The following is a 13,062-nucleotide window of genomic DNA, read 5'->3' on the forward strand; positions in this document are numbered from 1 at the left end:
CCCCCTCTTCCGCGCCTAGCCCCCTCTCCCGCCAGGGAGAGGGGGTTGGGGGTGAGGGAGTCGTCCAGCTAGTTTTTCGGCGCAAGAAGCTGCGCAAGCTCGCCCGATGCCTGCATCTCGAGGAGGATGTCGCTGCCGCCCACGAATTTCCCGTCGATGTAGACCTGCGGGATCGTCGGCCAGTTCGAGAACTCCTTGATCCCCTGGCGGATATCGGGGTCCTTCAGGACGTTCACGTCCACGAACTCGGCCCCGGCCGACTTGAGGATCTGCACGGCGCGCTGGGAAAACCCGCACTGCGGAAAGCTCTTCGTCCCCTTCATGAAGAGGACCACGCGGTTCTGATCGATGATCTCCTGGATCCGTTGACGCACGTCGCTCATGGCGGCGACAACGTAGCGTAAGGGGAGGGGCACGGCGAGGGTCGGGCGCTCGGCGCCTCCGCAGACAAGCGGCCGAGATGCCGCCCACACGCGAACATGCGAGGGTGCTCTCGGAGGCGAGGTCGATGCGCCGGTTCCTGCTCTACCCTGGCCTGCTCTTCTGTGTCCTCGGGGCGTACGTCATTCTCATGAATGCCGCCTCCGTCGTCGTCAATACGCGCAATCGCCGCCGCGGGATCGACCGATCCGTTTCCATGGTGCCCCTCGTGGGACCCCTCCTCGCTTGTGCCGGGTTGTGGCTCGCCTCGGCGCCGCTCTGGAGCTTTGCGATTCCCTGGTTGCTCGACATTGCGACATGGGGCTTGCTCGTCGCATTGCCGACGTTCGTCCGTGAGATGCGCCGGAATCGGAAGTAAGCCCCGCAATGACCGCACGCGCCTGCGCCTCCACTTCCCGCCTGGGGCCATGTCCGCGGGCGTCTTTTTAAAATCCCTCTGGATTGTCTTTAACACACAGCGCCATCGGCGTAGCTGGACCGTCGTAGGAGTCGCAATATCTGCCTGCCGTGAGGCAACGAGGCGCAAGGGATGGCCGATTGACGGCGCGCGGTCGCCGTGGCTCCATCACGTCGATGGCCGACCCTACCACGAGCGCCCTCCCCCTCGCGTCGACCCTGGGTCTATGCGATTCGCGCGGCAGCCGGACGGTCGATGTCGGCGCCGGAGCCGGAGAGGGGTTGCTCGTCGTCGCCGATGGAATGGGTGGGCACTGCACGGGGTGGCTCGGCGCGCGCCTGGCCGTGCGTGCGCTCGTCCAGGTGTTCGCGAGCGCCGACGAGGGCGTCCGGTTCGTGGGCGCCGCCGACGGCTTCCCCGACGACTGGGGCTGGGCCGGCGCGATGCAATCGCGTCGAGCGGCCGAACGTGTCTACGAGGCGTGCGCGGCGGACTTCGGGGATGTGTCGACCCTGCCGCGTGATCTCGCCGCCGTATTCTCGGAGATCGACCGGGTCGTGGCCAACGTCCCGACACATGACCGCATCCACGGCCTCCTGGTCGGGTGCATTGCCGTCACCATCGAAGGCGCTCGTGTACGTGGAACCCACGTGGGAATCGGCCGCGCGCTCCTCCTCCGCGCGGGCGCCCGCCACTTCGAGAGCCTCGTCGTCGAGCACTACATGCACCTCGTCGCGGATCGCATGCCGCAAACCCGCGACATCGACCCATCGCAGATCCCCCTCAACATCATCGTCAACGGCCTCGGGGGGCTTTTGCATACCGGGGTGGGCATCGACCGATTCGACGTCGAGCTCGGCGCGGGCGACCTTCTCCTCCTCTGCTCCCGACAAATGGACATCCCCGAGGACGAGATAGCCCGCATCGCGAGGGCCGCCGTGGACGACGGCGTTCCGCTCGATGAGCTCGCCCGTACCCTCGAACGCCGCTCGGCCAGCATGTTCGACCCCTCGGAAGCGCATCGGGCCCAGGACGTGGCCTTCGCGATTGCGCTTTCGCCAAAGCCCTGATCGAGCGCGTTACGAGGTCGAGGGACGCTCGAGCAGATACGACGGATGCATGAGACCCGTCGGCGGATAAAGCTCGTCGTGGGTATACCGGAAGCCCAATTTCGCGAGCATGCTGCGCGACGCCGTGTTCGCGGGGTTGTGCCCCGCGAACAGCGCGCGCGCGTCGAGGCGCTCGAAAGCGTACGCGATGGCGGCCTGCGCCGCCTCGACGGCGAGGCCGCGCCGCCAGAATGCCGGACGCAGATGGACGCCGATCTCGTGGATGCGCTCTGCGGGTCGGTAGGGCCGCAGGCCGCAGCAGCCCACGTGCTCGCCTGTCTCGCGCAGGAAGATCGGCCAGTACTGAATGCCGTGCTCGACCTGCGTCGTGATCTCGCGCGCGAGCCGCGCCGCGATGTCCTCGCGCGACGGCGGACCGCCCGCGTGGATCATCCGCGCCACGTCGGGGTCGCCCCACAGGCCGACGGCGAGCTCGATATCGTCGCTGCGCCACGTGCGAAACACGAGGCGTGGTGTGGTGAGAAACCCATCGATCTCCATGGCGCGCACGAGGATACACCACGATCCGGCGAAACGCGCGGCGGCCGCGCTCGGACGCTGAAGGCGGCTTCTGGAGGCGCGAGCGATAGCTGCAGCGGAATGCTCCCGGGCGAAGTTACTTGGTCCGGCGGCGCAACCCGATACGATAGACCTCGCGGCCCTTTTGGTCCTTCACGAGCTCCCCGAACGTCTCGTACGCGTCGTCGGGCTCCTCGTTCACGAAGGTCACCCTGGGCTTCAAATCGTCCGGGGGCGGGACCTCGACAGAGACGAGAACGTGGAGAGCGACGGGCCCCGGCTCGGTGATCGACTTGTAGAGCTCCAGCCACGGATTCATGTACCGGCCTCCCGGGCCATGACGGACATATGGCTCGTGAATCGAACCACCCACCTCCGTGAGGAACCACTCGCCTCCGGTCGCCTTGCGCATGACCTCGCCGGCATACGCGACGAGCCCCGGGAAGAGGTTCGGGATTTCGAGGATGCGCCTCTTGGGACGGATCTTCTTCAGGGCTTTTTCCACGAGGTAGAGGCTATCGAAGGAGCTGTCGAGAGATTCACGGGGGATCTCGAGGGTGCGCGCGAGCTCGTCGATGAGCGAAGGCACGGCTTCGATGAAATGCGCGCCCTGGGGGAGGTGGCCTTCGAGGACGTGTGACGGCGGGGGGGTCTTCCTGAACTCTTCCCGGTCCTTCATGTAGGCCTGGCGGGACGAGAACAGCAGGCTCTTCGTGTATTTATAGTATAACAAGAGCTCACCCGTTTCGTTCGTATATGCCTCATGGAACGGGTTCGTGTTTTCTGGATCCGCCAACCAAGGTTCCTCGGCCAAGAGCGCCTTCGCGTCCGAATCCTTGATGTGCCAGCACTTCATCCCATTGGACCATATCTTGGGACGACGATTCCGAGGATCATTCTTCATGAGGTTCCTCTCAATGGGGGCGCGTGTTGCCAGGCGTTCCAGGGTGTCCGACGAGGCCGTCATCGAGGATCGGCTTGTCCAGGCCCCGGTCACCCGAAGCGCGTAGCTTCTGAACATAGAACGAAGGGCCGTCGAGGGTGGGGGCCGGGAGCTGCTTGCCTTTGAGGACGGCATGGCAGTTCATGCACCAAGGGCGAGAGACCTGGAGTTCGCCACCCCCCTGATCACGAACCGAGGACACCCAGACGAGGATGTTGCGGGAAGCAGCAACGTCCCCGATGTCCATGCCGATCGTCGTGTCACCACACACGACGAAGTACAGCGAGGGATAGGCCCGATCGGGTCCTGTGGAGAAGGCCGCCGGCGACCTCATCTGAAAACCCCTCCTGCGATGAGCTGTGGCCTATCTATCAGGAGGGCGACCGGGTCGGGCCATACAAACCACAAGACGCGGCCGTGTCTACCCGGGGTCGAACCCCGCGCCGCATGCCCTTGCCCCTCCCCCCTCCCAGGTCGAACCCCCTCCGCCTACCCCGCGCCCCTCCCCGCCCGTCCCCCTCAGCCCGCCCGGGACCTCCTCGACCTCGTCCCTTCCTTCTCGCTCGCGAACCAAAACGCCTTCGCCCCTCGAAACCTCCGACGCGAGCCCCACGAGCGCCGCCCACCGGCCTCCCGACGCGCGACGTGAACCTCGACCTTGGCGGTCGCCCCCCTCTTCCGCTCACACCTCGACGCCGATGCACGCGGGCGAAGGGCGCTTTCCTCGCGACCCACACACCAAGAATGGCGCTCTCCGGCCTCCTCGATGGGCACTCGCATCGCGCACATCGAGCCCCCGGACCTCCTCGCGCGCGGGTCGAGCAAGACGTGAAGACCCCCGCGCCCACTTCGGCCCGCGCGCGTGTTCCAAGCGGCGAGCCCCTCCCCCTCCTGCGTTCGCGCCGTGGTCCCGCCTGCGAACCCCCCTTGCCTTCCTCGCCGCGTCTCGTGCAGCATGCGACCCGCCTCACCCCCCCTTCACCGAGGTTCGCCCCTCGAAAGGACCGCCTGCATGGAGCCCCTCCTCGCGTCCCTGCTCAGCTTCTATACCTTCTCGACCGGCCGCCGCCTCTTCGCCCTCTCCCAGGTGCGAAAGGCTGCCGTCGCCGCGTCGCTCGTGGACCTCGCCGCCCACGCGGAAACGGCGATCACGCACGATAAGGAGACGCGCGACCTGGAGGCGAAATGGGCGGCCCGCAAGCCCACCACCTATTCGCCGGAGGCAAAGCAGCTCGATATCTACGTGGACGCCGCGATCACCGCGTTCCGCGACGGAGCCGAAGCGCAAATCCGGGCCTCCGCGACGGGCGATCCGCTCGCCGAGGCAGCGCAAAAGATGCTCACGGTCCTGCTCCCGAAGGGCGCTGGCGCCGTCACGTCCCTCCCGTTCGTCGAGGAGCTGGCCGAGGTCCAGCGCATCCTGTCACGCGTCGACGAACCCGATTACAAGGCGCTCGTGACGGAGCTCGGCCTCACCCGGCAGGTGGCGCGCCTGAAGGCCCTCGAAGGCCAATACCGCGCCGCCATCGAGGGGCCCGGCGGGCAGTTGACCTTCGCCCAGGTGAAGGACGCGCGCGCGAAGGGGCAATCGCTCATGCTGCAAGCCGTGGCCATGATCCTCGGCAAGCACCCCTCCGACAGCGAGGCCGATCGCAAGGCCCGCGGCGCGCTGCTCGGGCCGATCCTCGTGCAGAACGAGGCAATCCGCCGTTACCTGCGCGAGCGTAAGCCCATCGAGGACGTGAACCCCGAAACCGGTGAAATCGAGCAGACACCACCCTCGCCCGGCGAGGCGCCCGCCACGGCCTGATCCCGCAAGCTTCCCGCGCCGATTCGTCTTGCCGACCCCACGCGCTCGCCTACCATCGCGGCGTGTTCGAATCGGGCCGCTCCACACCCCCGCCTGTCTCCTCTGCCCCGAGGACCCTCACCGAGTTCGACGGGTATCGCCTCGTCGAGCGGCTCGGCGAAGGCGCGATGGGCGAGGTTTGGCGCGCCCTCGATCTCACGCTCGATCGCTTCGTCGCGATCAAAATGATCCGCGGCGCTTCGCCGGCGGAGCGTGATCGCGAGCGCTTCCGCCTCGAAGCCCTCGCGCTCGGCCGGATCGAGCATCCGAACGTGGTCGCGGTCTACCGCAGCGGCGAGGCGCTCGGGCAGCCTTACATCGTGTACGAGCTCGTCGCCGGGCAGAGCCTCGATACACTCGTCGGCACGCTCGACTGGCAGGAGATCCTCGTGCTCGGCGTCGACGTCGCGCGTGGGCTCGCGGCGGCGCATCGCGCCTCCGTCCTGCATCGCGACCTCAAACCGGCCAATGTCATGCGCACCCGTAACGGCGCTGGCAAGCTCATCGATTTCGGCGTCGCGAAGGTCCCGGCGCGGCCCACGTTCGAGGACGCGAGCCCCGAGAGCATCGCGCGCTTCGTGGCGAATGCCGGCGCGCCCTCGGCCGACGTGACCCGAAAGGGGGATATCCTCGGCACGCCGCGCTACCTCGCGCCCGAGCTGTGGAAGGGCGTACCCGCGACCGCGGCGAGCGACATCTATGCGCTCGGCCTCGTCCTCTGGGAGCTACTCGCAGGCGTCCCGCCGTATGGCCCCAAGCGACCTTTGATGCAGCTCGTCGAGGCGATCCTCAAAGAGCCCCTGCCGAGCATCGCCTCGCTCCGGCCCGACATCCCTTTCGAGCTCGCCGCGACCGTGGATCGCGCCGTGCAAAAGGATCCCGCGAAACGGTTTGCCTCGGCCGACGCCCTCGTGGCCGCGCTCGAAGGCGTGGTCGCGACGATGCGCGCGCTCGGCTTGCTCCCCGAGGTCGCCGCGTCGCCGCCCGAGCGGCAGGCCGAGCTCGTGCGTATGATGTTCAAGCGCGCGCTCTCGCGAACCGGCTTCCCCCAGCGATTCTACGAGCGCATGTTCGCGCGCCACCCCGAGATGCGCCATTTGTTCCCGGACGATCTCTCCGGGCAGGGGCGCAAGCTCGTCACCGCGCTGACCGCGAGCGTCGCTTGCCTGCGGGATCCGCATGGGCTCCACGCGATGCTCGAAGAGCTCGGCGCGCGGCACGTGCTTTATGGCGTCCGCGAGGTGCACGTCGATTCCTTCGGCGAGGCGCTCCGCGCAGAGCTCGATCTCTCCGAGGGCGGTCAAATGGCCGACGAGCTCGCCGAGGCGTGGAACCAGGCATGGGAGCAGCTCTCGGGGGCCGTGCGCCGCGGGATCCAGCGCGCCGCGCCGCCGGAGGTGGAGGCGAACGTGGACTCCGGCGTCACCACGCGGACGACGAACGGCCCCGACGCCATCGCGGCGTGGCTCGGAGGCATTCCCCTCTTTTCCGACCTCGACAGCGACGAGCGGCACGAAATCGCCTCGCTGATGCGGCCCTTCCGCGCCGAGATCGGCGACGTCCTCTGCACGCAGGGCTCGCCGGCCGACAAACTTTATCTCGTCGAGGACGGGCTCCTCGCGGTCTCGACACGGACGCCTGGAGACGACCGCATCTTCTTCGGCGAAAGTGGCCCGGGCGGCGTGCTCGGCGAGCTCGCCTTGAACCAGCCCATGTTGCGCGCGGCCACGGTCACCGCGATCCGGCGCGCGTCGGGCGTCGCGCTGGAGATCGCCGATTTCGAGCGCTTGCGGCGCGCGCGCCACCCCGCCGCGCTCAAGGTCCTGCGCCGCCTCTCGCTGCTCCTTTGCAACGAGCTGCGTGGAATCACCCATGAAATGAGGGGGCCTCTGCCGGCCGCCTCCCTCGCGTCCATCGAGGATCTGGGCGAGGGCCACCCGATCTCGCCGCAAATCGAGCAATCCCTCCGCGCCCTTCCCTTCTTCGAATCCTTCAGCATCGAACAGATCGCGCAGGTCGCGGGTCTCCTCGTCGAGCGCGTGGTGCCGCGCGGGCGCACGATCTTCGCCGAAGGCGAGAGCAGCGGCTCGGCCTTTTTCCTCGCGCGCGGCACCGTCGAAATCACCGTCCGCTCGGGCCATCGGCAAACGCACCTCGCCGTCCTCGGTCCCGGAAAAACCATCGGCATGGAAGCGCTGCTCGACCGCGGCCCGCAGCGGGTCACCTGTACCGCGCGGGAAAACGTGGTGCTCCTCGAGCTCGCGGCCGAGCCGCTCGCGCGCCTCTTCGCGTTCAGCCCCGCCATGGCCTTCACGCTCGTCGAGGCCATCAATCGTGACCTCATCGAAGCGCTCCAGCAGACCGACGCCCGCATCGTCCGGCGCGCGGCGCAGGCGCTCCTCGTCGATACGCAGGGCGAGCGCGCGATGGGCACGAAAACCCTGATGCGAATGACCATGGCCAGCACGATGCGGGCTGCCAAGGGTGATACGGAGACACTCGTCGAGCAGAGCTTGAGCGGGTTCGTCGACGGCCTCGTGACCCTGCTCGACATCCCGCACGCGTCGCGCGACGCGGCGGACGCGACCCGCCGCGAGGGGTCGCCGCCCGATGCGCGTTCCGACAAGGAGGCGCTCTTCGCGAAGGTGCGCGCCTCGATCCTCGGCGACGACGTGGTCCTCCCGAGGCCCTTCGGACCACGGCGCCTGGTCCATGCAGATGACACGGCCTCCGGCCACTCGCTGAGCTTCCTCGAGGAGTTTCTCCGGAGCGAGGTGATGCCACTTCATGCGAGTACACACGCCGAATCCTCGCTCCTCCGCGACGACGCGCGTGAAATCATCCACGACAGCGTGGGTGGTGGCAGCGACGACATCGTCCTCTTTTGCGGATCGGGCGCGACGGCCGCGATGGACGAGATGATGAGGGCGCTCGGGCTCCTTTTGCCGCCCGAGCTCGACGAACGATATCGCTTGCGAGACCGGATCCCGGAGAACGAGCGGCCCGTCGTGTTCCTCGGCGCCTCGGACGACCCTTCGAAGGAGCGCCGCTGGCGTGAATCCATCGCCGATGTCGTGACGATCGACGTGGACGCCGAGGGCCGCATCGATCTCCACGCGCTCGAAGCGGCGCTCGTCCGACATACGAACCGCCCGCTCAAAATCGGGAGTTTTTCCGCGGCGTCCCACGTGACGGGCATCCTCGTGGACGACATCGCGATCACGACCCTCCTGCACCGGCACGGGGCACTTTCGTTCTGGGATTACACCGCCGCCGGGCGTTCCCTCGACATTCGTATGAACCCGAAGGGCCCCGGCGCGGACGTTCACCTCGCGTACAAGGACGCCGTTTTCCTCTCGCCGCACGAATTCATCGGCGGCACCGGCGCGCCCGGCGTCCTCGTCGCCAAGCGCTCGCTCGTCGCGCGTTACAAGGAGGCGGGCGCGCCGGCCGTCCTCGGGGCCGTCCGCGCCGGCCTCGTGGTTCAGCTCAAAGCGGCGATCGGCCCCGACGCGATTCGCGCCCGCGAGAACGACTTCGTCAAACGTGCCATGGCTTCGTTCCGCACGAACGAAAACATCCGGGTGCTCGGCCCTGCGGACCTCGAACGATTGCCCATCGTGTCGCTCCTGATCCGCCACGGCCGCGACGAATTCCTCCACTTTCGCTTCGTCGTCGCCCTGCTGAACGACCTCTTCGGCATCCAGGCGCGTGGGGAATGCGCTGCGGGCCCGTACAGCCACCACATCCTCGACATCGACCGCGAGCCTGCCGCGGCCTATGCGGCCGCCGGGGAGGCCGGATGCGGCGTGCTCCGACCGGGCTGGGTCCGGATCCATTTTGATCCCTTCATCACGGAGGCCGTCTTCCTTTACATCGTCGCCGCGATCCACATGGTCGCCAACGACGGCTGGAAGCTACTCCCGATGTACCGTTGCGACGCCGAAACGGGTCTGTGGACGCACCTTGCCGGCCGTCCTCGGCCCGCGCTCCGCCTGAACGATTTGACGTACCGCGGGGGCGAGCTCGAATATCGATCCATGCGCACGAGCGAGCCGGAGACCGCGCTCGCCGGCTTCCTCGACGAAGCGCGGGCGATCTTCGCGAGCGCCCCCGTCGAGATTCCGCCGGATCTGCTCGACGAGCTCGACATCCCGGAGGCATTCCGCCATTTGCGCTGGTTCCCGACGCCGCTCGGGGCCCTCCGCGCGCGCCGTGCCGCCCGGGTTTCATGACGCCCGTCCATCATTCCGAAGACGTCTGGTACCTCCTGCGCCAGAGCCCTTATTTGCAGCTCGCCCGCGCTCGATCGGCCGTTCCCTACCTGCGCCGCCATCTCCACGCCGCGAGCGTCTTCGCGCCCGTCCTCGGGCGTTACCCTTCCATCCGCTGCGAGCGCCTCGAATTCTTTTACCTTTGCCTCCAGAGCCTCGGCGCCCTCGACCGGACCCTCTTCGTCGAGCTCACCTCCCATTACACTTGGCGTGGCGTCGTCTGGGCGGCCTGGCTTGCCGCCATCGCGCCCGCCCCTCATTACCTCGATCCCTTGCGCCGCGCCCGACCCAACGCCCCGCAGAACACGTGGATCGTGGACGTCGCCCTTCACGCCATCGAGGGCGGCGGCCCTGCGCCCGAGCCCCTAGCCGAGGGGGCAGCCTGCGCGCAGGCCTTCCGCGACCTCCTCGCGCCTTTGCCTCGCCCCTTCGTTCCCCTGCGCCGGAGCCCCTCCGAAAAGGACCTCGATCGACTCCGCGCCGAACAGGAGGAAATGCGGGACATCTATCGCAGCGAAGGAGCCGACGCCGCCCGTCGATTCCTCGCGGGCACGCTGCACGCCGAGTACGTCATGCCGTACCCGAAATGGGCGCGCGCGGTCCTCTTGCAAAACCGACCTCCACCGGCCCATCGCTGGGGCCTCTCGTACGATTTCTGAAAACGAACACCCAAATGACAACGAAAAAGCCAACGACGAAGACGAAAGAGGCCGCGGAGAAGAACGAGACCCGCATCGTTCTCCCGGATCCCGGCCTGCACATCGCCGTGCTCGGCGCGTTGATGGAGGCCGAGGTCGTGGATCGGGAGCGGATCGAGGCCAAGCTCGAAGGCATCGAGGGCGACGACGAGACGGAGCGGCTCCGGGCGGCCATGGCCCGGCTGCATTCGATCAAGCTCGATCGCAAGAAGGTCGCGCGGCTCGATCGGCTCGACTTCGACGGCGGAAACGAGATCTACATGATGATGGAGAGCGGCGCCGACGCCTACACCGGCGGCGAGGACGACACCTATTCGCTCCGTTCGCTCGCGGGAATCAGCGCGCTCGAGGGCCTCGAGACGCTCGACCTCGACGGCCACGGCTTTTACGACGAGCTCCGTGATCTCCGTCCCCTCGAAGGATTGGCCAAGCTCACGCATCTCACCCTGACCGGCGATTGGACGCACGCGGCGAGCCTGGAAACGCTCCCCAAGCTCGCGCATCTCGACGTTGGACTCGGCTCGGTCGACGACGCCGCCGTCCTCGATCGCCTCGCGGCGCGTGGGGTCGAGGTCTTGCGCTGAACGCCCGGTCGCCCCAGAAAGGCGACATGACGACGCGGCAGCGCACGTGGCAGCGGTTCGGCGCGCTCTTCGGCATGGGAGCCCTGGGCGTCCTCAGCTTGCTGCCCATCACCATCTCGCAGCTCCAGAAGCTCACGACGCTGAACGGCGCGCCCCTCCCGCCGCTGCCCGTGCTCGTGGCCGCGTCGCTGATTCAACCCCTCCTCCTCCTGGCATTGGCCGTCGCGACGGGCGTTCGCCTCGCGCCGCGATTGAACCTGCGATCCCACGTCGCCGCGTGGGCCGGGGGCGAGCCCCCAAGCGAGCCGCGATTCCGAGCCCAGGTGCGGATCGCCGTCGGCCTGGGCATCCTCACCGCGCTCGTGATCCTGGCCCTCGACCATTTCATGCTCCCCACCCTGGGCGAAGCCGGCCAGAACCTCCGCATTCTCCAGAAACGCACTGCGTGGGAAGCGATCATGAGCGTCCTTTATGGCGGGATCACCGAAGAGCTCCTGATGCGCTGGGGCCTCGCGACGTTCTTCGCCTGGGCCATCGCAAAAATCGGCAAAACCACGGGAAGCCCCACCGCCGGCACGATGTGGGCCGCCGTCGTGCTCGCCGCTCTCCTTTTCGGCGCGGGTCACCTGCCCGCCGTGATGGGGATGGGATTGCCGCTGACGGCCCCCGTCATCGCCCGCACCGTCGTTTTGAATGCAATCGCCGGCATTGTCTTCGGCTGGCTCTATTTCCGCCGCAGCCTGGAAGCCGGAATGCTCGCACACGCGACGGTCCACCTCACGTGGACCGGCCTCTCGCTCCTCGTTTGAATCCCGCGCGCTGCCGTCGGGGCGAATCCAGACTGACGACAACAACTGGTAACTCGTGCAACCACCCACGCACGGCCGTCCGCGTCGAAATGCGGCTTTTCGGCGGGCATCCATGCCTTGCCTGCCTGGCGCGTCTCGTGCATTCTGCCTGCACGACGTTCGTCGGTGGACACGGCCCGGGGTACCCGAGCCCCCCCGGAGCCCTCGCTTCAGCCAAGGAGACTTTACATGCCGTCCTTCTCGAAAAGCGCAATGGTCCTGCTCTTCGCGAGCCCCCTCGTCGCAGCCCTCATTGCCGTGGGCTGTAGCGACGATACCCAGGGTGGAAATACCACCGGCAGCGGCGCGAGCGGCTCGGGCGCGAGCGGTGGAATGGGCGGCACGGGCGGCATCGGCGGCAGCACCGGCGGCGCGGGCGGCATCGGCGGCAGCACCGGCGGCGCGGGCGGCACGGGAAACATCCCGGACGCCGGACCGGACGGCTGGGTGGGCCCCGACGGCGGGTTCGTCATGGCCTCGTGCGTCAACCAGGTCTACCAGTGCGGCGACACGATCGACAACGACGGCGACGGCCTCATCGACTGGCAGGACCCGGAGTGCCTCGGCCCCTGCGACAACAGCGAGACCGGCCTCGGCGTCAGCATTCCCGGCGGCGCCGGCGCGGCATGCATTACAGATTGTTTCTGGGACTCGAACTCCGGAACGGGCAACGACGAATGCTACTGGAATCACCAGTGCGACCCGCTTTCCGTCGCGCCCGACTACAACCCGGAGTGGTGGAACGGCACCAAGTGCAAGTACAACGCAGCCGCGAACACGCCCGGCACGAACCTGAGCTGTGACGAGCTCCTCAACAACCAGCCGGAGACCTGCAAGCAAATCTGCCCGTCGCTCACGCCGAACGGCTGCGATTGCTTCGGCTGCTGCGTCATCTACAAGGAGGGCGTGAAGCACGGCCCGGTTTGGCTCGGTACCGAGGATGGACAAGGCAACTTCGGCTGCGACCTCGCGAACATCGACGACCCGAAGAAGTGCGCCCCCTGCACGCAGGTGAAGGGCGCCTGCTACAACGATTGCGGCACCTGCGAGCTCTGCATCGGCAAGGACACGCTGCCGCCCGAGTGCTTCCCGCCGCCCCCGGACGGAGGCAGCGGCAGCGGCGGCAGCGGCGGCATGGGCGGCACGGACGCCGGCAACCCGCCGCCCCCCGAGCAGTGCCCCGACGGCATCCAGCCCTGTGGCCTGCCCGGCCAAGAGCCCTGCGACTTCGGCTTCTACTGCCTCACGGGCTGCTGCATCGAGCAGCCCAAGTGAGCTCGTTTTACGCGCGGGGGCCACGCTCCGACGAGCCGAGCCACGCCCCCAGCACGTTTCTGCGACGAACCCTGCATCCAAACCCCTCCCCCCGCAGCACGAATTCGGTGTAAGTAGCGGACGCC

At 67.7% G+C, this 13,062-nt stretch carries 12 protein-coding genes; 8 read left to right on the plus strand and 4 right to left on the minus strand.

The features are described 5' to 3' along the window. Positions 1-68 precede the first annotated feature (68 nt). Positions 69-383 carry a Grx4 family monothiol glutaredoxin gene (gene grxD / locus QHF84_RS03095; RefSeq protein ID WP_281311637.1) on the minus strand — a complete coding sequence of 105 codons (315 nt, stop codon included), beginning with the start codon at positions 381-383 and terminating at the stop codon, positions 69-71. A gap of 125 nt (positions 384-508) precedes the next feature. On the opposite strand from grxD, the gene QHF84_RS03100 reads away from it, so the two are divergent. Continuing rightward, complete coding sequence (locus tag QHF84_RS03100) at positions 509-799, plus strand: hypothetical protein (protein ID WP_281311638.1); 291 nt, start codon at positions 509-511, stop codon at positions 797-799. A 215-nt stretch (positions 800-1,014) separates the two neighbouring features. Further along, positions 1,015-1,908 (plus strand): hypothetical protein, encoded by an 894-nt coding sequence (locus tag QHF84_RS03105; protein ID WP_281311639.1) that lies wholly within the window; start codon positions 1,015-1,017, stop codon positions 1,906-1,908. Between the two features lie 9 nt (positions 1,909-1,917). Here QHF84_RS03105 and QHF84_RS03110 read toward each other — a convergent pair whose 3' ends face one another. The 3 genes from QHF84_RS03110 to QHF84_RS03120 all read right to left on the minus strand — a co-directional run bounded on the left by QHF84_RS03110 (position 1,918) and on the right by QHF84_RS03120 (position 3,743). Continuing rightward, positions 1,918-2,448: a GNAT family N-acetyltransferase gene (locus tag QHF84_RS03110; protein ID WP_281311640.1), complete on the minus strand. Its 531-nt coding sequence runs from the start codon at positions 2,446-2,448 to the stop codon at positions 1,918-1,920. 115 nt (positions 2,449-2,563) lie between these two features. Next, a complete protein-coding gene (locus tag QHF84_RS03115) occupies positions 2,564-3,370 on the minus strand; it encodes a hypothetical protein (RefSeq protein WP_281311641.1) in 807 nt (268 codons plus the stop codon). 10 nt (positions 3,371-3,380) lie between these two features. Beyond that, positions 3,381-3,743, minus strand: a complete 363-nt coding sequence (locus QHF84_RS03120; protein ID WP_281311642.1) for a hypothetical protein — start codon at positions 3,741-3,743, stop codon at positions 3,381-3,383. Positions 3,744-4,421: 678 nt separating this feature from the next. Here QHF84_RS03120 and QHF84_RS03125 point away from each other — a divergent pair. The 6 genes from QHF84_RS03125 to QHF84_RS03150 all read left to right on the plus strand — a co-directional run bounded on the left by QHF84_RS03125 (position 4,422) and on the right by QHF84_RS03150 (position 12,937). After that, the gene (locus QHF84_RS03125) at positions 4,422-5,219 is read left to right on the plus strand and encodes a DUF6261 family protein (RefSeq protein ID WP_281311643.1); all 798 of its coding nucleotides are present in this window, start codon (positions 4,422-4,424) and stop codon (positions 5,217-5,219) included. 62 nt (positions 5,220-5,281) lie between these two features. After that, complete coding sequence (locus QHF84_RS03130) at positions 5,282-9,493, plus strand: aminotransferase class V-fold PLP-dependent enzyme (protein ID WP_281311644.1); 4,212 nt, start codon at positions 5,282-5,284, stop codon at positions 9,491-9,493. After that, entirely contained in the window at positions 9,490-10,191 is a 702-nt protein-coding gene (locus tag QHF84_RS03135; RefSeq protein ID WP_281311645.1) for a hypothetical protein, read from the plus strand. The genes QHF84_RS03130 and QHF84_RS03135 overlap by 4 nt, the downstream gene beginning before the upstream one ends. A gap of 14 nt (positions 10,192-10,205) precedes the next feature. After that, positions 10,206-10,814 (plus strand): hypothetical protein, encoded by a 609-nt coding sequence (locus QHF84_RS03140; protein WP_281311646.1) that lies wholly within the window; start codon positions 10,206-10,208, stop codon positions 10,812-10,814. Positions 10,815-10,840: 26 nt separating this feature from the next. Further along, positions 10,841-11,623: a CPBP family intramembrane glutamic endopeptidase gene (locus QHF84_RS03145; RefSeq protein WP_281311647.1), complete on the plus strand. Its 783-nt coding sequence runs from the start codon at positions 10,841-10,843 to the stop codon at positions 11,621-11,623. Between the two features lie 228 nt (positions 11,624-11,851). Beyond that, positions 11,852-12,937, plus strand: a complete 1,086-nt coding sequence (locus QHF84_RS03150; RefSeq protein WP_281311648.1) for a hypothetical protein — start codon at positions 11,852-11,854, stop codon at positions 12,935-12,937. The last annotated feature ends 125 nt before the right edge of the window (positions 12,938-13,062 follow it).

The sequence above is a fragment of the Polyangium sp. y55x31 genome (assembly GCF_029946505.1).
GTDB lineage: Bacteria > Myxococcota_A > Polyangia > Polyangiales > Polyangiaceae > Polyangium.